This is a genomic window from Aestuariivivens sediminis (assembly GCF_022662105.1).
Lineage (GTDB): Bacteria > Bacteroidota > Bacteroidia > Flavobacteriales > Flavobacteriaceae > Aestuariivivens > Aestuariivivens sediminis.
In genome coordinates, this window is sequence record NZ_JAKMCP010000006.1 from 44,173 (window position 1) to 66,583 (window position 22,411).

Annotated in this window: 24 protein-coding genes; 10 read left to right on the forward strand and 14 right to left on the reverse strand. The window is 34.0% G+C overall.

Going from position 1 to position 22,411, the window contains the following annotated elements; genetic code table 11:
• Nucleotides 1-10: 10 nt before the first annotated feature.
• The 8 genes from fabG to MR054_RS13925 all read right to left on the reverse strand — a co-directional run bounded on the left by fabG (nucleotide 11) and on the right by MR054_RS13925 (nucleotide 7,962).
• The gene (fabG, locus tag MR054_RS13890; protein ID WP_242158419.1) at nucleotides 11-757 is read right to left on the reverse strand and encodes a 3-oxoacyl-[acyl-carrier-protein] reductase; all 747 of its coding nucleotides are present in this window, start codon (nucleotides 755-757) and stop codon (nucleotides 11-13) included.
• Nucleotides 758-871: 114 nt separating this feature from the next.
• Nucleotides 872-1,744, reverse strand: a complete 873-nt coding sequence (gene sucD / locus MR054_RS13895) for a succinate--CoA ligase subunit alpha (protein ID WP_242158420.1) — start codon at nucleotides 1,742-1,744, stop codon at nucleotides 872-874.
• A 65-nt stretch (nucleotides 1,745-1,809) separates the two neighbouring features.
• Nucleotides 1,810-2,748, reverse strand: a complete 939-nt coding sequence (locus MR054_RS13900; RefSeq protein ID WP_242158421.1) for a UDP-3-O-(3-hydroxymyristoyl)glucosamine N-acyltransferase — start codon at nucleotides 2,746-2,748, stop codon at nucleotides 1,810-1,812.
• A 30-nt stretch (nucleotides 2,749-2,778) separates the two neighbouring features.
• Nucleotides 2,779-3,345, reverse strand: a complete 567-nt coding sequence (gene efp / locus MR054_RS13905; RefSeq protein ID WP_242158422.1) for an elongation factor P — start codon at nucleotides 3,343-3,345, stop codon at nucleotides 2,779-2,781.
• A gap of 4 nt (nucleotides 3,346-3,349) precedes the next feature.
• Nucleotides 3,350-4,135: an acyl-ACP--UDP-N-acetylglucosamine O-acyltransferase gene (lpxA, locus tag MR054_RS13910; protein WP_242087116.1), complete on the reverse strand. Its 786-nt coding sequence runs from the start codon at nucleotides 4,133-4,135 to the stop codon at nucleotides 3,350-3,352.
• Nucleotides 4,136-4,181: 46 nt separating this feature from the next.
• On the reverse strand, nucleotides 4,182-5,588 hold the full coding sequence (locus MR054_RS13915) for a bifunctional UDP-3-O-[3-hydroxymyristoyl] N-acetylglucosamine deacetylase/3-hydroxyacyl-ACP dehydratase (RefSeq protein WP_242087118.1): 1,407 nt from the start codon (nucleotides 5,586-5,588) through the stop codon (nucleotides 4,182-4,184).
• Nucleotides 5,575-6,603: a UDP-3-O-(3-hydroxymyristoyl)glucosamine N-acyltransferase gene (lpxD, locus tag MR054_RS13920; protein ID WP_242158423.1), complete on the reverse strand. Its 1,029-nt coding sequence runs from the start codon at nucleotides 6,601-6,603 to the stop codon at nucleotides 5,575-5,577. The genes MR054_RS13915 and lpxD overlap by 14 nt, the downstream gene beginning before the upstream one ends.
• Nucleotides 6,604-6,738: 135 nt before the next feature.
• Nucleotides 6,739-7,962 (reverse strand): HD domain-containing protein, encoded by a 1,224-nt coding sequence (locus MR054_RS13925; RefSeq protein WP_242158424.1) that lies wholly within the window; start codon nucleotides 7,960-7,962, stop codon nucleotides 6,739-6,741.
• A gap of 122 nt (nucleotides 7,963-8,084) precedes the next feature.
• On the opposite strand from MR054_RS13925, the gene porX reads away from it, so the two are divergent.
• The 4 genes from porX to MR054_RS13945 all read left to right on the forward strand — a co-directional run bounded on the left by porX (nucleotide 8,085) and on the right by MR054_RS13945 (nucleotide 11,247).
• The gene (gene porX, locus MR054_RS13930) at nucleotides 8,085-9,632 is read left to right on the forward strand and encodes a T9SS response regulator signal transducer PorX (protein WP_276520187.1); all 1,548 of its coding nucleotides are present in this window, start codon (nucleotides 8,085-8,087) and stop codon (nucleotides 9,630-9,632) included.
• A 90-nt stretch (nucleotides 9,633-9,722) separates the two neighbouring features.
• On the forward strand, nucleotides 9,723-10,133 hold the full coding sequence (gene tsaE, locus MR054_RS13935; RefSeq protein WP_242158425.1) for a tRNA (adenosine(37)-N6)-threonylcarbamoyltransferase complex ATPase subunit type 1 TsaE: 411 nt from the start codon (nucleotides 9,723-9,725) through the stop codon (nucleotides 10,131-10,133).
• 49 nt (nucleotides 10,134-10,182) lie between these two features.
• Complete coding sequence (locus MR054_RS13940) at nucleotides 10,183-10,710, forward strand: hypothetical protein (RefSeq protein WP_242087126.1); 528 nt, start codon at nucleotides 10,183-10,185, stop codon at nucleotides 10,708-10,710.
• Nucleotides 10,711-11,031: 321 nt separating this feature from the next.
• Nucleotides 11,032-11,247 carry a hypothetical protein gene (locus tag MR054_RS13945; protein ID WP_242158426.1) on the forward strand — a complete coding sequence of 72 codons (216 nt, stop codon included), beginning with the start codon at nucleotides 11,032-11,034 and terminating at the stop codon, nucleotides 11,245-11,247.
• A gap of 85 nt (nucleotides 11,248-11,332) precedes the next feature.
• Here the strand turns inward: MR054_RS13945 and MR054_RS13950 are convergent, their stop codons facing one another.
• Nucleotides 11,333-13,753 carry an outer membrane beta-barrel protein gene (locus MR054_RS13950; RefSeq protein ID WP_242158427.1) on the reverse strand — a complete coding sequence of 807 codons (2,421 nt, stop codon included), beginning with the start codon at nucleotides 13,751-13,753 and terminating at the stop codon, nucleotides 11,333-11,335.
• 184 nt (nucleotides 13,754-13,937) lie between these two features.
• Between MR054_RS13950 and MR054_RS13955 the strand changes: the two genes are divergently transcribed.
• Nucleotides 13,938-15,137, forward strand: coding sequence for an alanine dehydrogenase (locus MR054_RS13955; protein ID WP_242158428.1), 1,200 nt, complete (start codon nucleotides 13,938-13,940; stop codon nucleotides 15,135-15,137).
• Nucleotides 15,138-15,170: 33 nt separating this feature from the next.
• Nucleotides 15,171-15,533, forward strand: coding sequence for a hypothetical protein (locus tag MR054_RS13960; protein WP_242158429.1), 363 nt, complete (start codon nucleotides 15,171-15,173; stop codon nucleotides 15,531-15,533).
• Here MR054_RS13960 and MR054_RS13965 read toward each other — a convergent pair.
• Entirely contained in the window at nucleotides 15,530-16,708 is a 1,179-nt protein-coding gene (locus MR054_RS13965; protein ID WP_242158430.1) for a proline dehydrogenase family protein, read from the reverse strand. The genes MR054_RS13960 and MR054_RS13965 overlap by 4 nt on opposite strands.
• A gap of 88 nt (nucleotides 16,709-16,796) precedes the next feature.
• Between MR054_RS13965 and aroB the strand changes: the two genes are divergently transcribed.
• Together aroB and MR054_RS13975 are read left to right on the forward strand one after the other, a co-directional pair.
• A complete protein-coding gene (aroB, locus tag MR054_RS13970; RefSeq protein WP_242158431.1) occupies nucleotides 16,797-17,864 on the forward strand; it encodes a 3-dehydroquinate synthase in 1,068 nt (355 codons plus the stop codon).
• A 130-nt stretch (nucleotides 17,865-17,994) separates the two neighbouring features.
• A complete protein-coding gene (locus MR054_RS13975) occupies nucleotides 17,995-18,300 on the forward strand; it encodes a hypothetical protein (RefSeq protein WP_242087140.1) in 306 nt (101 codons plus the stop codon).
• 55 nt (nucleotides 18,301-18,355) lie between these two features.
• Here the strand turns inward: MR054_RS13975 and MR054_RS13980 are convergent, their stop codons facing one another.
• Both MR054_RS13980 and MR054_RS13985 read right to left on the reverse strand, forming a co-directional pair.
• Nucleotides 18,356-18,835 (reverse strand): Lrp/AsnC family transcriptional regulator, encoded by a 480-nt coding sequence (locus tag MR054_RS13980; protein ID WP_242087142.1) that lies wholly within the window; start codon nucleotides 18,833-18,835, stop codon nucleotides 18,356-18,358.
• Nucleotides 18,836-18,906: 71 nt separating this feature from the next.
• Nucleotides 18,907-20,058, reverse strand: a complete 1,152-nt coding sequence (locus MR054_RS13985) for a M14 family zinc carboxypeptidase (RefSeq protein WP_242158433.1) — start codon at nucleotides 20,056-20,058, stop codon at nucleotides 18,907-18,909.
• A 289-nt stretch (nucleotides 20,059-20,347) separates the two neighbouring features.
• Between MR054_RS13985 and MR054_RS13990 the strand changes: the two genes are divergently transcribed.
• Both MR054_RS13990 and MR054_RS13995 read left to right on the forward strand, forming a co-directional pair.
• Nucleotides 20,348-20,740 carry a helix-turn-helix transcriptional regulator gene (locus MR054_RS13990; RefSeq protein WP_242158435.1) on the forward strand — a complete coding sequence of 131 codons (393 nt, stop codon included), beginning with the start codon at nucleotides 20,348-20,350 and terminating at the stop codon, nucleotides 20,738-20,740.
• Between the two features lie 24 nt (nucleotides 20,741-20,764).
• Complete coding sequence (locus MR054_RS13995; protein WP_242087148.1) at nucleotides 20,765-21,133, forward strand: DNA topoisomerase IV; 369 nt, start codon at nucleotides 20,765-20,767, stop codon at nucleotides 21,131-21,133.
• On the opposite strand, the gene MR054_RS14000 is transcribed toward MR054_RS13995, so the two are convergent.
• Together MR054_RS14000 and MR054_RS14005 are read right to left on the reverse strand one after the other, a co-directional pair.
• Nucleotides 21,130-21,630: a hydrolase gene (locus MR054_RS14000; RefSeq protein WP_242158436.1), complete on the reverse strand. Its 501-nt coding sequence runs from the start codon at nucleotides 21,628-21,630 to the stop codon at nucleotides 21,130-21,132. The two genes, MR054_RS13995 and MR054_RS14000, sit on opposite strands and share 4 nt — an antisense overlap.
• Nucleotides 21,631-21,640: 10 nt before the next feature.
• Complete coding sequence (locus MR054_RS14005; RefSeq protein ID WP_242158437.1) at nucleotides 21,641-22,402, reverse strand: MBL fold metallo-hydrolase; 762 nt, start codon at nucleotides 22,400-22,402, stop codon at nucleotides 21,641-21,643.
• Nucleotides 22,403-22,411: the final 9 nt, after the last annotated feature.

Below are 22,411 nucleotides of genomic sequence, written 5' to 3' on the forward strand. Positions count from 1 at the left end.
AACCCGTAATTTAAGTCAACATTCCACCATCAACATGTAGTGTTTGTCCCGTAACATAGGCACTCATATCACTGGCTAAAAAGACACAGACATTGGCAATATCTTCCGGCGTTCCTCCTCGTTTCAACGGAATAGCATCACGCCAACCTTTGACTACATTTTCATCTAATTTTGCAGTCATTTCGGTTTCAATAAATCCTGGAGCAACGACATTACTTCTTATATTTCTTGAACCTAACTCAAGTGCAACGGATTTGGAAAACCCAATAATTCCAGCCTTGGAAGCTGCATAATTGGTTTGGCCTGCATTGCCTTTAACACCAACCACCGAACTCATGTTAATTATAGATCCTTTACGTTGCTTTAACATGGTACGCTGTACGGCTTTGGTCATATTAAATACCGATTTTAAATTAACCTCAATAACGGTATCGAAATCCTCTTCACTAATTCGCATTAACAAGTTATCTTTAGTGATACCTGCATTATTGACCAAAATATCAATACTTCCAAATTCGGCAACAACGTCATCTGCCAGTTTTTGAGCTTCGACAAAACTTGCCGCATTACTTTGATAGCCTTTAGCTTTAATGCCTTTAGCTTTTAATTCATCTTCTAATGCTTTTGCCGCTTCAACAGAAGAGCTATAAGTAAACGCCACATTGGCTCCCTGGTCTGCAAATACTTGGGCTATGCCCTTGCCAATTCCCCTACTCGCTCCTGTAACGATAGCTGTTTTTCCTTCTAATAATTTCATATTCGGTATTTATTTTTTAGTAAAACGGTTAAAGTTCAAATATACTAATAACAAAATTGTATATATTAAAAAACCCCACAAAATTGTGAGGTTTTTAGCTTTAAAAATAAGTCGTTAAGCCATGACTTCGGCTACTTTTTTTCCAATTTCGGCAGGTGAATCGACAACATGGATACCACAAGATCTCATAATTTTCTTTTTAGCCTGGGCAGTGTCATCACTACCACCAACTATAGCGCCCGCATGTCCCATTGTACGTCCAGCTGGAGCTGTTTCTCCTGCGATAAACCCGACTATAGGTTTTTTGCTTCCACTCTCTTTATACCAATTGGCAGCGTCTGCTTCTAATTGTCCACCTATTTCGCCAATCATAACAACAGCTTCTGTTTCAGGATCATTAATTAATAGTTCCACTGCTTCTTTTGTTGTGGTACCAATAATTGGATCGCCTCCAATACCAATAGCTGTCGTAATTCCCAAGCCTTGCTTCACCACTTGATCGGCGGCTTCATAGGTTAAGGTTCCCGATTTAGAAACAATACCAACTTTTCCTTTTTTAAACACAAAACCAGGCATAATTCCAACTTTTGCTTCTTCAGGGGTTATCACCCCGGGACAATTTGGACCCACCAAACGACAATCTTTATTCTTGATGTAATTTGAAGCTATTATCATATCGGCTACAGGAATACCTTCTGTAATAGTGATGATAACCTTGATACCGGCATCGGCAGCTTCTAAAATAGCATCGGCCGCAAAGGCTGGTGGTACAAATATAATGGTAGTATCGGCACCAACCTGTTTTACGGCTTCTTGAACCGTATTAAATACAGGCTTTCCTAAGTGGGTTTGCCCTCCTTTTCCAGGGGTTACACCCCCAACTATATTCGTGCCATACTCAATCATTTGACCGGCATGGAATGTCCCTTCACTTCCAGTAAACCCTTGAACTATAATTTTTGAATCTCTATTTACTAAAACACTCATGTTTTTTTGTTTTTTTTCGTTAAAACGCGCCACAAAAGTAGCATATTGAAATGTATTTATAAAACCTAAGGTTTGTTTTTTAATTGCGCTATTATTTCGGGTATTTTTTTGATCATAGCCAACTCTTTTAATTTAAGTCTGGATTCTTCTGCAGGATAACCAAAATAGGTTTTATGACCTTCTAAAGATTTACTAATTCCGGATTGCGCAAGAATTACGGCCTTTTTCCCAATGGTTATGGCACTGGTGCTTCCTACTTGCCCCCAAATGGTGACTTCATCCTCAATAATGACACAACCCGCAATACCAACTTGTGAGGCAATCAGACAATTTTTCCCAACTACCGTGTCATGTCCAATTTGAATTTGGTTATCTAGTTTTGAACCTTCATTTATAATAGTATCTCCCGTAACACCACGATCTATAGTGCATAAAGCTCCGATATGCACATTATTTTTAATGATCACTCTACCTCCGGATAATAACTGATCATAACCTTCCGGTCGCTTTTTGTAATAAAATGCACTTGCCCCTAAAACGGTACCCGCATGAATAATTACATGGTCCCCAATTATCGTATCATCATAAATGCAAACATTCGGATGAATCACACAATTGCTTCCAATGACAACATTATTACCAATGAAACAATGGGGTTGAACAATTGTACCCTGCCCAATTACTGCTGAGCTTGAAATGGATGTATCCGCTGATTTAAAAGGTTTAAAATGTTGGGTTAACTTATTGAAATCCCTGAAAGGGTCATCACTAACAAGTAAGGCTTTGCCTTCAGGACAATCCACTGTTTTATTGATTAAAATAACCGTTGCTGCAGATTGTAAGGCCTTATCGTAATATTTGGGATGATCTACGAATACGATATCTCCTGGCTCAACAACGTGAATTTCATTCATGCCGTATACAGGAAATGCATCCGGACCCACAAATTCACAATCAATTAACTCGGCTATTTCTTTTAAGGTATATTGCTTTGGGAATTTCACAGGTTTAAATTCAGGTAATCTTATTAATTGTTATTCTTTAATCCGCTCTTTATAAGTTCCTTTTTCAGTTTCAATTCTAATTTTATCGCCTTCATTAATAAATAAGGGGACGTTAACTTCTGCTCCAGTTTCTACGGTAGCTGGTTTTGTGGCATTGGTGGCCGTGTTGCCTTTAACCCCGGGCTCGGTATGTGTAATTTCCAAAATAACACTTGCAGGCATTTCGACAGATAGCGGCATATTGTCTTCAGTATTAATCAAAACGGTAACCACCTCACCTTCTTTCATTAAATCCGGTCTATCTAAAGCAGCTTCCTGCAATTGAATTTGCGTATAATCTTCGGTGTTCATAAAATGATAAAACTCACCATCGTTATACAAAAATTGAAACTTGTGTGTTTCAACACGAACATCTTCAATTTTGTGTCCTGCCGAAAAAGTGTTGTCAATCACCTTTCCCGTGGTCACACTTTTTAATTTTGTCCTAACAAAAGCCGGTCCCTTACCAGGTTTTACATGTAAAAATTCAATGATTTTATAAATATCATGATTATACCTTATGCATAATCCATTTCTAATATCACTTGTACTTCCCATATGATTAATTTGATTTGAAATATCCTTTCATAATACCACGATGTGAATTTTTAATAAATTGAAGAATTTCATCACGTTCAGGAGTAGCCTCCATTTCAGCCTCAATAATTTCTGAGGCCTGGGTATTATTATAGTTTTTTTGATATAAGATTCTAAAAATATTTTGAATTTCTCTTATTTTTTCTGAAGTAAATCCCCGTCTTCTCAAACCTACGGAATTTATTCCCACATAAGATAAAGGCTCTCTTGCAGCCTTTACGTAAGGAGGCACATCTTTTCTAACTAAGGATCCTCCGGTTACAAACGCATGATTACCAATTGAACAAAATTGATGAACAGCCGTCATACCCGCCAATACAACAAAATCACCTATGGTGATATGACCTGCCAAAGTACTGTTATTAGAAAATATACAATTATTCCCTACTATACAATCATGAGCAATATGGCAATACGCCATAATTAAGCAATTGTTTCCAATTACCGTTTTCATCCGATCTGCTGTTCCCCTATTAATGGTAACACATTCACGAATAGTAACATTATCACCTATTTCGACTGTCGTTTCTTCATCGTTATATTTTAAGTCCTGAGGTACTGCAGAAATAACAGAACCGGGAAAAATATTACAGTTTTTGCCAATTCTAGCACCTTCCATAATGGTGACGTTACTGCCTATCCATGTCCCTTCACCAATTTTCACATTGTTGTGAATAGTAGTGAATGGTTCAATAACTACATTTTTTGCAATTTTTGCCCCAGGATGTACATATGCTAAAGGTTGATTCATTTTTTATGATGTTTAATTAAATAATACAGTAAAATAACACTATCGTTTATTTTACCTTAGTGATTTGGGCCATAAGTTCTGCTTCTGCACATAATTTTCCATTAGCATAAGCATAACCTTGCATATGACAAATGCCTCGACGTATCGGAGTAATTAATGAACATTTAAATATTAGGGTATCCCCGGGAATTACTTTTTGTTTAAATTTAACGTTATCCATTTTCATGAAAAATGTTAAATAGTTTTCAGGATCAGGTACCGTATTTAAAACCAAAATACCTCCGGTTTGAGCCATAGCTTCAACTATTAATACACCGGGCATTACAGGAGTTCCAGGAAAATGGCCCTTGAAAAATTCTTCGTTCATGGTTACATTTTTTGAAGCTGTAACATAGTTATCTGTAAGCTCAAAAACCTTATCAATCAATAAAAATGGCTGCCTATGGGGCAACATACCCATAATCTGTGTAACATCCATTAAGGGTACCTGGTTCAAATCGATGTTTGGCACATTATTCCGTCTTTCATTTTTTATAAGCTTGGATAATTTTTTGGCAAACTGGGTATTTACAAAATGACCTGGTTTATTGGCAATAACCTTTCCCCTGATCCGTGTTCCTACTAAAGCCAGATCACCCAGGACATCTAATAATTTATGTCTGGCTGCTTCATTAGGGTGATGTAAGGTTAAATTATCCAAAATCCCATTAGGTTTAACGGCAATATTGTCTTTTTTAAATGCCGCTCTTAATTTCTCCATGGTAGCTGGAGACAGGGGCTTATCTACATAAACAATGGCATTGTTCAGGTCGCCACCTTTTATTAAGCCATTTTCCAATAGCATTTCTATTTCATGCAGAAAGCTAAATGTGCGCGAATTCGAAATGTCCTTTTTGAAATCCGAAATATGATTTAAAGTTGCATTTTGCGTGCCTAAAACTTTGGTGCCAAAATCCACCATAGTGGTAATTTGATATTCTTTTGCGGGCATAACTAAAATTTCACTACCCGTTTCTTCATCAGTATAAGATACGATATCTGTTACAACAAACTCTTCCCTAAAGGCGTCTTGTTCGATTATCCCGGCTTTTTCAATGGCATTCACAAAAAACTTTGATGATCCATCCATAATAGGAGGCTCAGAGGCATTGAGTTCAATAATGGCATTATCGATATCCAAACCCACCAATGCTGCCAGAACATGTTCGGAAGTCTGTATCATGACTCCATTCTTTTCTAGACAGGTCCCCCGTTGGGTATTGGTAACAAAATTGGCATTTGCCTCAATAACCGGTTCACCCTCTAAATCTATGCGTTTAAAGGATAAACCTGAATTTGCCGGGGCCGATTTAAATGTTAAAGTAACATCTTTTCCAGTGTGCAGACCAACTCCATTTAAAGATATTTCCTTTTGTATGGTTTTTTGCTTGGTTTCTGTATTAACTATTCCCATTCAATTTTTTCTCTAAATCATTAATATCTTTTACAATCTTAGGTAAGTTTTTAAAATGTACATACGATTTATTGTAATCCCCATAACCAAGTGCAGGTGAACCTTGTAAAACCTCATTATCTTTAACATTACGAATAATACCTGATTGTGCTTGAATTTTTACATTATTTCCTATAGAAAGATGACCTACAATACCAACCTGTCCACCAATTTGGCAATTTTCTCCGATTTTGGTAGATCCAGCAATACCTGTTTGAGCGGCAATTACTGTATTTTTTCCTATTTCAACATTGTGTGCAATTTGAATTTGGTTATCCAATTTTACTCCTTTGTGTATTATAGTGGAGCCTAAAGTTGCTCTGTCTATGGTGGTGGCCGCACCAATATCTACAAAGTCTTCTAAAATTACGTTTCCAGTTTGGGGAACTTTAATGTATTCACCATTTTCATTTGGTGAAAAACCAAAACCGTCCGCCCCAATAATAGCTCCGGAATTGATGACACAATGTTTACCTATTACACTTTCCGAGTAAATTTTTGAACCGGCAAAAATAATGGTATGGTCTCCAATGGTGACATTATCACCTATATATACATTGGGAAATATTTTTACATGGTCTCCCAAAATTACATTTTCACCTAAATATGAAAACGCTCCAATATATACATTTTCCCCATATTTCGAAGATTCTGAGATATAGGAAGGCTGCTCTATTCCTGTTTTATTAAGTTTTACCAAATTATAATATTCTAACACTTTTGAAAATGCAGAATAAGCATCATCAACCTTTATAAGTGTTACGCCAAGATTATATTCCGGTTGAAATGTTTTATTGACAATGGCAATAGAAGCCTTTGTGGAATATATGTATTGGGTATACTTAGGATTAGCAAGAAATGTTAGGGATCCCTTAGTGCCTTCCTCAATTTTTGAAAGTTTAGAAACTTCTATATCAGCATTTCCCACAACATCCCCTTCTAAAATTTCTGCTATTTGTTGTGCTGTAAATTTCACACGTTTTAGTTTGTTGGTTTGATTTAATTTTCGCAAAAATATGAAAAATGTCCCAAAGTATAGCTTATTGTCTTATTTGGTTTCATTTGATAAACGTATTTATAAAAATTGTAAAACCATTATATCAAGCTCGGTTTATGAATCATTTCCTTTGGGGTAGCATAGATAATATTTGGTTACCGTTTTTGATAATGAGGTTAAATTAAGCTGGTCTGAAACCGCATCAATATTTCCAATCTTCCCTGATTTGTACAATATGTTAATTTTTTTGTTCCTTGGTTCATATGCCTGATTTGAAATTTCACCCTTAAAAACAAAGTATTTAGCTTCGGTTTCAGACACGTTATGGGCTTTCATGAACGCCTCCAACTGTTTGTTAATGCTTTTTAATTTAATGGGTTTGGTTTTAATTTTTATCTTTAATAAGTTTCTATTGATTATCATGTCACATAAATTGCGTAAAACAAAATCCTCTTGTCGTTGCCATTCTTTCATGGCAGAAATAATATCGTAGTCATCTAAACTTGCGAAGATTTTTAAAGCGGCTTCATTAAAATGGTTATGTGAAATATCATTTTCCAGAAAAAAATGGAGTGCTTGACTTGATGGTAAACGTAGGCCTAAATCCGTTAATTCCTTGGCACGTTTCAAAACTCTTATCAATAACTGCTCAGCGACCAGACCGGTTTTGTGCAAGTAGACTTGCCAATACATAAATCGTCTTGCAATAAGGAACTTTTCTACACTATATACACCCTTTTCTTCAACTACAAGATCATCATTCACCACATGCAGCATCGTAATTAAACGCTCACTATTTATATTACCTTCGGCAACACCCGTATAAAAACTGTCACGTTTGAGATAGTCTGAACGGTCCATATCCAATTGACCGGAAACCAACTGACACAGAAACTTCCGAGGGTATTCCCCTTTAAAAATGTTTATGGCAAGCGTTAAATTTGAGTTAAATTCCATATTAAGCTGTTCCATAAACAACAGAGAAATTTCTTCATGAGATACACCATTTACTATACTATGTTCCATGGCATGAGAGAAGGGACCATGGCCAATATCATGCAGTAGTATTGCAATATATAAAGCCTGCTCTTCATCTTCTGATATGATAACACCCTTAAAACGAAGCACATTAACCGCCTTCTGCATTAAATGTACACATCCAATGGCATGATGAAATCTGGTATGATGTGCTCCTGGATAAACCAAATACGACATCCCCATTTGACTAATTCGACGCAAACGTTGAAAATATTTATGTTGGATTAAATCAAATATTAACGAATTTGGTATAGTAATAAATCCGTAAATTGGGTCGTTTAATATTTTAAGTTTATTCAAACTTTAAATTTTTATATTAACTTATTACAAATATAACTATATGACATCCATAATGGTGATGTGATGATAAACAATTAGAAATTAATAAATTCAAACCTCTTTAAAAATACATTCAAATTACTATGATAAACATACTTTGGGTCGATGATGAAATAGATTTATTAAAACCTCATATCCTATTTCTGGAGAAAAAGAATTATGATGTGACTATTTGTACTAGTGGCACAGAGGCCATTGAAATTCTCGACAAACAAAATTTTGACATTGTTTTTTTAGACGAAAACATGCCTGGTCTTACAGGACTTGAAACCTTGAATGAAATAAAGGAAAAGCAGGATAATCTACCTGTGGTTATGATTACAAAAAGTGAGGAAGAGTATATCATGGAGGAGGCTATTGGCAACAAAATAGCCGATTACTTGATAAAACCTGTAAACCCTAATCAAATATTACTGAGCCTTAAAAAGAATTTGGACCATTCAAGATTAGTTTCAGAAAAGACTACCTCCAATTATCAGCAGGAATTTAGAAAAATAGCTATGGACATGGCTATGGTTAACTCGTTTGAGGATTGGGTTAGCCTCTATCAAAAGCTTATCTATTGGGAAATTCAACTAGAAGACATAGAGGATGCCGGAATGTTTGAAATTTTAGAATCTCAAAAAACAGAGGCCAATATTCAATTTGGAAAGTTCATTGACAAAAATTATGCGAATTGGTTTAAACCAAATACTGAGGCCCCTATTATGTCGCATACCCTCTTTAAAGAAAAAGTGGTTCCTGAAATAAGCAAGGAACAACCTACACTATTTGTTGTTATAGATAACCTGCGCTATGACCAATGGAAGGCTTTCGAACCGGTTATAAACAATTATTACAAAAAGGAAAAAGAAGAGGCCTTTTTTAGTATTTTACCTACTGCTACCCAGTATGCCCGTAATGCCATATTTTCTGGTTTAATGCCCAGTGACATGGAAAAATTGTTTCCCAAGTATTGGAAAAATGATACGGATGAAGGAGGAAAAAATCTATTTGAAGCTGAATTTTTAGAAACTCAAATAAAAAGACTCGGTCTTACCAATTTAAATTATGAATATCATAAAATCACCAACTTAAAATTAGGTAAACGATTAGTTGACAATTTCAAAGCCTTGAAAAATAATGATTTAACGGTTATAGTATACAATTTTGTTGATATGTTATCGCATGCTAAAACAGAAATGGAAGTTGTCAAAGAATTAGCATCCAACGATAAGGCCTACAGGTCTCTCACACTTAGCTGGTTTAAAAATTCCCCGTTATTGGAAATAATACAAAAAGCGCAGCACATGGGGTTTAAATTAATATTGACCACAGACCACGGCACCATTAATGTAAAAAATCCCTCAAAGGTTATCGGGGATAAGGAAACTAGTTTAAACTTACGTTATAAAACAGGAAGAAGCTTAACCTATGACAGTAAGGATGTCTTTGTCGCAAAAGATCCGGGGGAAATTCATCTGCCTGCAATAAATATGAGCAGCTCATATATATTCGCCAAAGGCGATTTGTTTTTCGCCTATCCTAATAATTTTAACCACTATGTTAGTTATTACAGAAACACTTTTCAACATGGTGGGGTTTCATTAGAAGAGATGATTATTCCATTGGTGATTTTCCAACCTAAATAAATCCACAAAATGCAAATATAATCGATGAAATACACTTTTTTCTAGGTTTTTCTATTTTTTATTATTAATATTGTATAAAATTAAAACGTATTGGAAATTGTTTATGACCTTAATGAGGTTGATGATGTCGGTAAATGGCTTAGAGCAAATGTGAGTTCAAAAATTTTGCTTTTTAAGGGCGAAATGGGAGCAGGAAAAACAACCCTTATCAAATCATTTGTCAAAGCATTGGAGAGTGACGATGAAGTCAGTAGTCCAACATTTTCGATCGTTAATGAATACGAATCAAGACAGGGTACGATTTACCATTTTGATTTGTATAGAATTGAAGATATTGAAGAGGTCTATAATTTTGGAATTGAGGATTATTTGAATTCAGACAGCTGGATTCTTATTGAATGGCCTGAATTAATAAAGGAAATGATTTTTGAGAAATTTGATGAAATAATGGTTACAATTAAGGGTAATAGCTCTAGAAATTTAAAATTAAACTATTGTTGAGCATAATTTTTTACATCAACTTATCAAGCCGCAGATATACCATAACAAAATGAAAGAAAATCATCGAAAAATAATAAAATCAGGAATTAGCAGAAAAAATTTAATTTTGGGGAGCTTAATTGCTACCCTGGTTGCTATAACGCCTTACTTGTTTTATATGTATGAAAACGTTCCTCAAGAAAAGGTATGGGAAACATTCTTATTTAAGTATACAGCGAATAATTATCAAACGGCATATTTGTTCATGTGGGTTTTAACGGGCAAACTAATCCCCCTTTATATTCTTTTTCTTTGGTTTTTTACTTGCAAACACTGGTGGTATCACACCTTATTAGTCCCCATAGCGATGTATGCCTATCAAATCTTCGATGTCATTAACAAGGATGCTGCTTTTGTCGATACCAATCAACTCATCTATTTGATTCCTATTATGGCTGTAATTATTCCTTCTATTTATTTGATTAGGGCTAGAATATTTAATAAAATAAATGAATCGAATAAATCTATGGAAGAACTGGAAGAAGAATTCAAGATATCACCAAAAAACTTTTGGGACAAAATTTCACAATATTTTTAAACCACATGCATATCAAGGTAATGACTAATACCTGTTAATAACGGGTTTTACTCCTCTATCTGGAATGGAAAGAGCGTCTTTAACTCAACCATATTCTTCTTATTCTAGCCAACCCCTCTCCTTAATTTAAATTTTGATTTTTTGATGCATGATCTAGTTGAATATTACCATGATAATATTGAAATTTCTTTGGTTTTACGGTAAAACCACAGCAACATTTTTCAAATTCTTTGTTTTTAACATAATTTTAACATTTGTACTAAATCTCAACATTTCTTTGTAGTTAAATTTGGGATAATTAATTAATTAATCCCTTATATTATGAAAGCTAAAAAGTATTTTATTGCTGTTGCCATTTTAGGAGGTTTGTTTTTTTTAGCACAAACTACAACTAAAGACATGGAAGCAGCAAAAGTAGAAAAGAAAGCAATAACCAATGCAATGGTTGCTTTCAAAGTAGAAAAAAAGGCGATAACCAATGCCATGGTTGCTTTTAATGTTGAAAAGAAAGCAATAACCAATGCAATGGTTGCTTAATTTAAATGGTATTAATACGTTTAACTTTAGGAGAAATACCCAAATGATTATTTGGGTATTTTTTTTTTGCATAACTACCAAGACTCTACCTGTTTAATCTCTCCCTTTCCTCCAGATCAATTCCCTTGTTGTTCGTTCTTAAATTAAAATTACCGAACTTATAAATAAATCCAAAAGTGAATAATCTATTTTCTTCGCTCGACTTGTAAAATAAATCTTGATTTAAGTATCTCGTTGTTGATGAAACATTTAAAGAATTAAAAGCATCCTGAACTCCAATACTTAATGCCACCTTATTCTGCAATATTGATTTTCTTAAATTAAGGTTTAATCCTGAAATTGCTGATAACGCTTTAGGACCATCATATACTGAAGATATATACAAGAAAGAAACTTCTAAATCTAAACTCTTATCCGTTAGCAGATTAAAGTAATTGATGACATTAGCATACAAAGACCATTTTTCATTATTATATAATTGATTGTTACTTTCTATTGCAAAGAACTGGTTGTCATAAAAGAAAATTGATGACAGTAAATACAGATTCCAACGCTTATCTAATTTAGTGTAGGTGGTAAAATCCAAACCATATGTAATACTTCTATCAATATTCGTATTACTATACTTTATTAAATTATTTTCATTGTCTTGAAACACAACTTGTAAAGTCGGATTATTTTCATAGCGATAATATAATTCAAATGTAAAATCTTTATTAAAAGTATAACCCAAAGTTAAAACATCATCAATCTGAGGCCTTAGATTAGGGTCACCAGTAACAAAAGCGTTATCATTCAAAAAGTATTTAAAGGGATTGAGCTGACTATATCTCGGTCTGTAAATACGTTTCTTGTAGTTAAAATAAAGTTCATTTTTATCGTTTATCCTGTTTAGAATATGAATGGAGGGAAAAACCTTTAAATAATCGTTACTGTTAATTTGATTAGCCGATAATGACTGACCTCTGGTATCTGTATATTCTGCTCTAAGCCCTGTTTTTAAAATCCATTTATCCCAATCCTTAGAAAAGCTTGCATAAGCCGAATAATTGGTTTCATCATAGAGAAATGTATCGGAATTATCTTCGTCTATTTCTTTGGTGTTATCATTGAAAACATACTGTGTTAGGATACTTTTTGAATTAATATTGGATACCTTGACCCCAGTTTCAAATTGAAATGAAGTGCCGGGGAATTCATAATCCAATTGCCCTGTATATAATTGTATTAATTGACTTGAAAACGTTTGAAATCTGTTGTTGCGTATTAAAGTATTATCAGGAAACAAATAATCCGTATCCACATTTTGAAAACTCGAAAAATCATAATTTGTGTGATGTGTACTTATTGATAACTTCTCTCCTTCTTTATTGAATTTATGCTCATAATCTAATGTAAAGGCTAAATTATAGGTTTCATCAACCAACCTATTATCGGTAACGAAGGTGGAATCCAATAATTTATTTGAATCAAAAACATCGGTAGCTGAATTTACAAAAGTTTTAGTACTCTCTCTGGGCGCAATTAACATATTGGTCGACAAACCTAAATTATTGTGCTTATCTAGTTCATAATTTATATTGGTATTTATGCTTTTATCGGAAGTTTTTCTAGTTCTTTTATAATCCGTTTCCCAACTTGTGGCAAGATCCCCCTGATTTGAAAAAAAGTTTATCCGCTCCTTATTATTCCTGAATTCTTTTTGTGGACTATCGCTAAAATTAAGGTACGCATTTAACTTTTTACCCTTAAAAAAATGACTCGTACCCAGTGAATACTTTGGATATTGATATCCTTGTTTAAAATTACCAAACACACTTCCATTATAGCCTGCAATGATATTTTTGCTCATCACGATATTAATTATTGCGCCACCTTCAGCTTCGTATTTGGCAGGTGGATTGGTAATGACCTCAATGGATTTTAAATTGGTCGCTGTCGTGCCCTCCAGTAACCTTTGTATTTCATTGACCGACAAATGGACCCTTCGATCGTTTATATAAAACGTGGGAATTGCCTGTTTAATAGAAATGTTCCCATCATTAACAAAAACTCCTGGTGTATGCTTTAGTACATCGAGTACATTATTGTTGGATAAAGTTGAGTTTTCTACGTTAAACACTAAACGGTCCACTAATCTTTTTATCGTAGGTCTTTTGGCCATGACCGTAACCCCATCCAGCTCTTCAGTATCTTCAATAAGGATTATCGATCCTAAAGCTGTACTCTGTGTTAAGTTTAAGTCCAAACTTTTTGTTTTAAATCCCAGATATCTAATTTCAATGCGGTACATCGCAGCAATGAGGTCATTAAAACTAAACATTCCTTGATCATCACTTACTGTACCGGTAGTAGGTTGTGATCCGTCTAAAGTCTCTAAAATAATATTTGCGAAGGGTATGGGTTGTCTGCTTGCGTCTGTAATAGAACCTGTTATTTGTAACTCTTGTGAAAAACCGGATAAAAAACCTATTAATAAAGTGCCTAAAAATAACTTTAACCGCATAAATTTGTTTGTATATACAAACATATAATAATTAATTTAAATCTTTATATGGGAAAACCACAGGAGTTATAGCTGAATTTCCTACGTGATTAAACGTGGGTGTGAAAAAGTTTAAATTATTAACCATCTCTGGTTAGGTATTAAAAATTAATTTGTAATTTCATTTTTTTTAACACCTGAAAATATGTCTAAATCTTTGTCTCCCTTTACAAAGCAGCAGCTTTTGCCCCAAGAGGAAAAACTTGAGATTTTAAAAAGAAAGGGGGAATTATTTATAGGCATACCAAAAGAAACAGCTTACCAGGAAAGCCGAGTTTGCTTAACACCTGACGCTGTATCAGCCTTAGTCAGTAACGGTCACAGGGTTTTAATAGAGTCGGGCGCTGGGAATAATGCCAGTTTTAGTGATAGAGATTACAGTGAGGCCGGAGCAGAAATTACAAAAGACAAAGCTAAAGTTTTTTCTTGTCCTATGATTCTAAAGGTGGAGCCCCCTACCTTGGAGCAAATAGGACTAATAAATCCTCAAACTATTTTAATCTCAGCACTACAGCTTAAAACGCAATCAAAAAAGTATTTTGAAGCCCTGGCATCCAAACGGATTACTGCCTTGGCATTTGAGTTTATTCGGGATGATGATGGCACCTATCCTGCTGTGAGGTCCTTAAGTGAAATTGCAGGAACGGCATCTGTTTTAATTGCTGCAGAGTTATTGTCTGACCAAAAGGATGGTAATGGTTTAATGTTTGGTAACATCAGTGGCGTGCCTCCTATTGAAATCGTCATTATTGGCGCCGGTACTGTAGGACAGTATGCAGCCCGAAGTTGCATGGGACTGGGAGCCAATATAAAGGTTTTTGACAATTCTATAACAAAATTGAGACGGATACAAAACAACTTAGGTAAGCCACTCCATACGTCGACATTACAGCCTAAAAATTTAACAAAAGCACTAAAGAGATGTGATGTCGTAATAGGTGCATTACGAGGTACAAATCGTTCTCCAATTGTTGTTTCTGAAGACATGGTTAAAACCATGAAAAAAAGAGCGGTAATAATTGATGTAAGTATTGATATGGGTGGTTGTTTTGAAACAAGCGAAGTAACAACACATAAACAACCCACATTTATTAAACATGGTGTTATACACTATTGTGTTCCCAACATACCTGCGCGATACCCCAGGACCTCCTCAGTCTCAATAAGTAATATTTTTACGCCTTATTTATTAAAGATTGCCGAAGACGGTGGAATAGAAAATTCGTTAAGATTTGATAGAGGTTTAAAAAATGGATTGTACTTTTATCACGGAATATTAACCAGTAAACCTGTCGCTGAATGGTTCGACTTAAAATATAGTGATATAAATTTACTTATTTTTTAGTGGTGAATCCGCGTAAAAACACAATATATCTTAATGAAGTTAATTCAAAGAGTTGGTTACTACCTCGGTGGTTTAGCCATAGGACTAATAATTTTAGCCTTTTTTTTTAATGCCAAAAGAACCTCCTGCAGTTATGGTCCACAATCCAGAGTATTAAAAACTTTAAATTCTAAAAAAATCACATATGGAGATGAGGTCAATAGGTCCGACTCATCCTTGGTGAAGAAAATACTCAATAATGGTCATGTGAATTTCTCTAAAAGCAACCCAAGAAAAGAGCCTTGTGGTTTATATGTTATCGAAGAAGACCATGAGAACAAAATGATGATCTTAACTTTAGAAAATTGTGATAGCATGGTTAAAGTTTTAACTATTAAAAATAAAGCGTCCCATTAATTATCAAGTTTTCTGCGTTTTTTTTCTTTAGACAAAAGACTTAGCTCCCTTCCCGTTTGTCCGGCAACAGATGTATTTTCCTCAGCCCTTCTTATTAAATAGGGCATAACATCTTTCACCGGTCCAAAAGGAACATATTTGGCGACATTATAGCCTTTGTCTGCCAAATTAAAGCTTATGTGATCACTCATACCATAGAGCTGTCCAAACCATATTCGTGGATCATTATTAGCAATCCCCTTCATTTTCATTTGTTCCATAATTAAATACGTGCTATCCTCATTATGCGTACCCGCAAACAAACTTACCTCATCCAAATTATCCAAAATGTATTTTGCCGCAGCATCAAAATTTGAATCTGTAGCAAATTTATTTTTACAAATTGGAGATTCATAGTTGTGTTCTTGGGCCCTTTCGTTCTCTTTTTCCATATAGGCCCCTCTAACCAACTTGTAACCTAAATAATATCCTTTGCTTTTTGCTAAAGCATGCTGAGCTTTTAAAAAGTCTAGCCTATCATGGCGATACATTTGTAAGGTATTGAAAACAACGGCCTTTTTGGTATTATACTTTTCCATCATTTTTGTAACCAGTGTGTCTGCTGCATCTTGCATCCAACTTTCTTCAGCATCTATCAAAAGGGCCAGATCATTGTCCTTAGCTTTTTTACAAACCGTATCAAATCTATTCTCCACTTTTTGCCACTCCCTTAATTCCTCATTTGTCAACACATCCTCACTGCCTACCTTTTCAAATAACTTTAATCTACCAAAACCTGTTGGCTTAAAAACAGCAAAAGGCATGGCTTTACGCTCCTGAGCAAAATCCATAATATGCAACACGGTAATTAAGGCAGAATCAAATTCCGCCTCACTTTCTTTGCCTTCAACCGAATAATCTAAAACAGAACTTACCCCCTTTTGATACATTTTGTCTATAACAGGTAAGCAATCATATTCGTTTACACCACCACAAAAATGATTAAACACAGTAACCCTAATCAAACCTTCAACAGGTAAATTTGCTTTAATGGCAAAATTGGTTGCTGTCGTACCAATTTTAACCAGAGGTTGAATGGAAATCATTTTGAACAAAAAGTAAGCACGTTCAAGTTCAGCGTCACTTTTAAGGGCAAATGCAATTTGGGTATTTTCGAAAATGGGTTCGGTAATCATTATAAAATTTTATACAAATATATAGGAGTTAACTATAATTTTATATAAAAACTCCTTAATTTCACAGCCTTGAAAAATGAATATGTTTATGGAGCCAATTGAAGCAAATAATTCTACTATATATTTTGATCACAACGGTTACGCCGCTTTGAACAGCTATATAGAAAATGGGAATTTCTCTAAAATTTTTATTTTGGTAGATGAAAATACACATACCCACTGCTTGGCACATTTCATGTCAAAATTAGCCACCGATATTACTATTGAAGTTATAGAAATTGAAGCCGGTGAAATTCATAAAACTATTGAGACGTGTTCGGGTGTTTGGCAGAGTTTGTCTGAATTGGATGCCGACAGAAAAAGCCTAATGATAAATGTTGGCGGTGGCGTAGTGACAGATTTAGGTGGATTTGTGGCATGCACATTTAAACGTGGTATAAATTATATAAATGTTCCTACTACGTTATTATCGATGGTTGATGCCTCTGTGGGAGGAAAAACAGGTGTCGATTTGGGTCATTTAAAAAATCAAATTGGAGTAATAAGTTCTCCGGACATCATAATTATTGACACTCAGTATTTAGTGACCCTACCAAATAATCAAATGAAATCAGGCTTGGCAGAAATGCTTAAACACGGTTTAATAAGTGATTTTAATTATTGGAATAAGTTTAATGATCTAAGCAATTTAAAGTTAGATGATTTAGAGGGCTTAATTTATGAATCGGTTTTAATTAAAAAAGGTGTCGTTGATCAGGATCCTTATGAAGACAATTTAAGAAAGACCCTAAACTTTGGACACACTTTAGGCCATGCCATAGAATCCTATTTTTTGTCTAATTCGAAAAAACCGGATTTACTTCACGGTGAGGCTATTGCCATTGGTATGGTCATGGCATCATATATTTCCGTGCAACTAACCAAATTTCCTGAAAAAGATGCCAATCATATTAAGACGATACTCAAAAATTTCTATGGACATGTCCGTATTTCTGAAGAAGAATATGCTACAATAATGGACTTGCTTAAGTACGACAAGAAAAATGCACATGGAAATATAAACTTTGTCTTGTTAGAAGCCATCGGAAAACCAAAAATCGACTGTATCGTTCCAGATAACATTATAATTGAGGCATTTAAATATTACGCTACTTAATTTTTTGAAATATTTTTTTTTGTAACTTTATAGATATTGCGACTTAAATTAAGTTCTAAACTGATGGATGTCTGAAGACATAGAACAGTTTGTTTGTTGTGTATATGATATATGTAATAAATGGTAACTTATGAAAAGAATTATTGTCGATTACAAAAAATTAAAACCAGAAGTTTTAAAGGCATTAACAGAGAAATTTCCAGATGGTTATGGCGATGATGATATTATTACTTTTGATGATCATCACAACCAAACAATTGATGCCGTTGAGATTCGAACAGATAATACAATTTATTTAGTGAAGGTACACAGTCAATTGCATTATACAATGACTAATTTTGATAATGATAATTTTGAGGTCGACGATATGGGACATGTTATCGTTGATTTAGATGAAGCCCACGACCCTGATCTTATACTAGATGAAGAAGAATAACAATCTGATTTACATTAAAATTAAGATTCTCATTTTTTGAATTAAATCCCTTTGACTACATATCATTAAAAATAGAATGCATTAATCTTTTTTTGTCATTAATACTTTCTTCAAGGGAAATCATGGTTTCGGTCCTGTATACCCCCTCTATGTCATCCAATCTAAAAATAACTTCTTTCGCATGTTCAGTACTACGTGCTCGAATCTTACAAAAAATGTTAAATTTCCCAGTTGTAATATGTGCTACGGTCACAAAAGGTATTTCATTAATACGTTCTAAAACGAACTTGGTTTGAGAGGTATTGTTCAAAAAAACACCGACGTAAGCAATAAAGGAATAACCGAGTTTTTTATAATCTAAGGTCAAGGAGGAACCTCTTATAATACCAGCCTCTTCCATTTTCTTTACACGTACATGCACAGTTCCTGCAGAAATAAGCAATTTTTTTGCAATGTCGGTAAAAGGAATTCTGGTATTATCGATTAACATATCTAGAATTTGATGATCGATTTCGTCTAATTTAATTTTCCCCATAATTAATTTATTGTTAAACAAAAACCAAAATTAACACATTTTTATTAAAAATTACGCATAAATGATGCAATTTATTTCAACATTAATGCGATTTTATCATTTTTTATCATTACGAAAACGTTTTCGTCATTAACTTTTAATGGTGTTTTGTTTTCAGATAAAACCATGTTGCCATTGGCATCTAATTCTTTATGGGCAAAATAGCCTGAAAGATCCTCAAATTTATGAATTACAGGAATAAACTGGATTTCATTCTCTATTAACCTCTCTTGATACATGATGCCAATATCTAATGCAGCGTCATTTTCTCGTAATTTTGCATTTCTTATAATGATATCCAAAAAAAGCTTTTTGTTTTCTGGTATGTTGAAATATGACTTGAATTTTGTACCAGTGATGTTGTTTTTAGATATATAAATCAAGGATTCCAAAAGGGCCATGTAAATATATTTTCTGGTAATTTCACGGCCATAGTCATTCGCATAATGCCCAGCCTCAAAAAGCATCGTTGGAACATTTTTACTTTGAAATGAATCCCCAACACAGTTTAAATTAAAAGCATCATCATATACTCCAACTTGACCTGGAATCTCGTTCTGCAAAAGCGCATTCATTACTCCAATTATTTCCATTGCTACCTTTCGATTGGGAGTAATGGTACACGCTTCATCTTGAGCAGGCGCTAAAAACGAAACTGTAGCGGGTTGGTTTGAAGAACCAGCACTAAAAATTGTACGTTGTCCATGCAGGTTATAACAAAAATGGGGCTCAAAACTATCAAATACCGACTTTAAGATTATACTCTCAGGTTGGGATAATAGCTGCGCATCTCTGTTTAAATCTACTGAATTGGCATTAACTCTAGTATAGGTCTTTGCACCATCCGGATTCAAAATTGGTATAATGTATAAGGAACAAGAGGAACGTATTGAAGTAATTATTTGATCTTTAACCAATAAGGTGTTAAAAATATCGAAAAGCGCTTTAGTGGTAGTTGATTCGTTACCATGCATTTGGGACCACATTAATATTTTCTTTTTACCATCTCCAATTTTCACGGCATAGATAGGTTCATCCAAAACGGAATGACCTACGGATTCCACTGTAAAATGAGATCCCAATGTTTCCAACAATGGAAGCAGGTGTGCGTTGGTAATATAACGATGATATAATTGCCTTTCTTTATTCGCTTCAAAAAAGTTACTCAATAATTCCAAATTCATCTCGTAATCACTTTGCACAAATGTAAACAATTAGATATTTACAAAAGTAAACATGTTTCTTCCTTTGTAAAGTTTACAATATTAAACTAAGCCTGAATAGATTAACGACATTTCATAATTAAATCTATTTGTGTTTATTTTATAATTTTAAATAATTATATTTCAGTATTTTAAGAATATATATTTGAAGTTATAAGTTAATATATTTGTTAATTTATAGTTTACAGTATTAAAAATTAATTGATTTTATTTACATTTGTAGTAGTAAATTTTAAAAAAAATGTTTACAATGATAAACAGTGAAGCATTTGCCAATAGGCTTCAAAAAGTAATAGAATACTATAACGAATCCGCTTCATCTTTTGCCGAAAAAATTGGCGTACAAAGATCAAGTATATCCCATATCCTTTCCGGTAGAAACAAACCTAGTTTGGAATTTGTCTTAAAAATAATATCGTACTATCCCGATATTGAACTCTATTGGCTTTTAAACGGGAAGGGGGAATTTCCTGCCATTTCAAAAACCACAAGTACTGCACCACAGATTTCGGACAACTATGAACACTCCCCAAAAGAGTCAGAATTCAAAAGAATAGATCAAGGCCATAAAACCATAGAGCGCATCGTTATTTTTTATACTGATGGTACTTTTAAAAACTTCCAGAACGGAAGTAATTCTTAAGTATCTTTGTGAAAAATTCAGTTTATGAGATTTTTAATATTTTTTTTGCTTCTAAGTTTGACCGGTTGTTATGAAATAGAAAGGAATTGCAAGGATTATAAAACAGGGCATTTTTACAGTGAAGTTATCATTGATGGTGTTGTTTATAATTCAGAATTTACCCGTAATAAGCAGCTTCAAATAGAAAATTATAATAAAAATATAGACTCTTCAAGACTTAGATGGCTAAATGACTGTGAGGTCATTTTTAAAACCATAAACCCCAAAAACATGGCCGATAAAAAGGATATACATTTAAAAATTTTAACTACAACGGATTCTTCTTATACTTTTGAATACTCGTATGTGGGTGAAATCAAGAAACAAAAAGGGGTTGCATTTAGACTTGATTAATCAAAAGGATATAGAAACGATTCCACTAAGTTAAATTCTACGGTTCTGTCTGAATGCACCTGATAGGTTAGAAACAACTCTCCCCAATAATCACCATCAGAAAAGTCGGCGATAATCCATTTATGATTAAGAATTTTAACCGTATTTATTAACATTTTTCGACTCTTTGTAGATGCATAGGGTACGACGGGGTGTTCCCCGTCTATTTCATTTAACTTGTATAATTCATCTTTAACGTAAGGAATGAGTTCTGAGACATCATATCCATCGTTTTCAAAATAAGTAAGGGCATCTTCATTACCCTCAATACTAAAATGGGATCGATCAGATAATTGGTCACGCAATGTTGAAATTGAATCTTTAAATTTAATATTTAGGGATTTGCATTTATCTACAGAATGGTTTAAATCTTCAAATACACGTTTTGCATTTACATATTGAAACAAAACTAGTAATAATGAAAAAACGAATAAATACATAAAAATTCTTTGCCTCATGATTTTAAAATTAAACTGTTATTTGTAAACCATCGTATGCCAAAAATACATTATTTGGTAGTTGTTTTTCCACCTCATCATGAAATCCCAGGAGATGGCTTATGTGGGTTAAATATGCTTTTTCGGGATTTACCTGTTCGATAAAATTTAGTGCTTCGTCGAGATTAAAATGGGATATGTGTGGTGTGATTCGCAACGCATTGACCACCAAAACTTTTACCTTTTTTAATTTTTCCATTTCCTCTGTTGGAACAGATTTTACATCTGTTAAATAAACAAAATCATTAAAACGAAAACCAAAAACCTGCACAAAATGATGATCAACACTAATAGGAATTACTTCCATTCCAGATAATAAAAATGGCCTGTTTTCAATAATATTAACGACTACTTCTGGAGCCCCTGGATATTTGTTTTCTGTCTCAAAAATATAATCGAAACGTTTTTTAATAGATTTAATTACCCTTTTATGCGCATAAATGTTCATGCCTCCATGCCTATAGCACAAAGCTCTAATATCATCTAATCCCGCAACATGATCGGAGTGTTCATGAGTAAAAAGAACACCGTCAATTTTTGAACAATTTTCTCTCAGCATTTGTTGCCTGAAATCTGGGCCACAATCAATAACATATTTGAATTTATCCCATTCCACCATAATAGAAACACGCAACCGTTTGTCTTTAGGGTTTTTACTTAAACAAACAGGATGTGAGCTGCCTATGATTGGTATCCCTTGGGATGTACCCGTTCCTAAGAAAGTAATCTTCAAAACCATTGC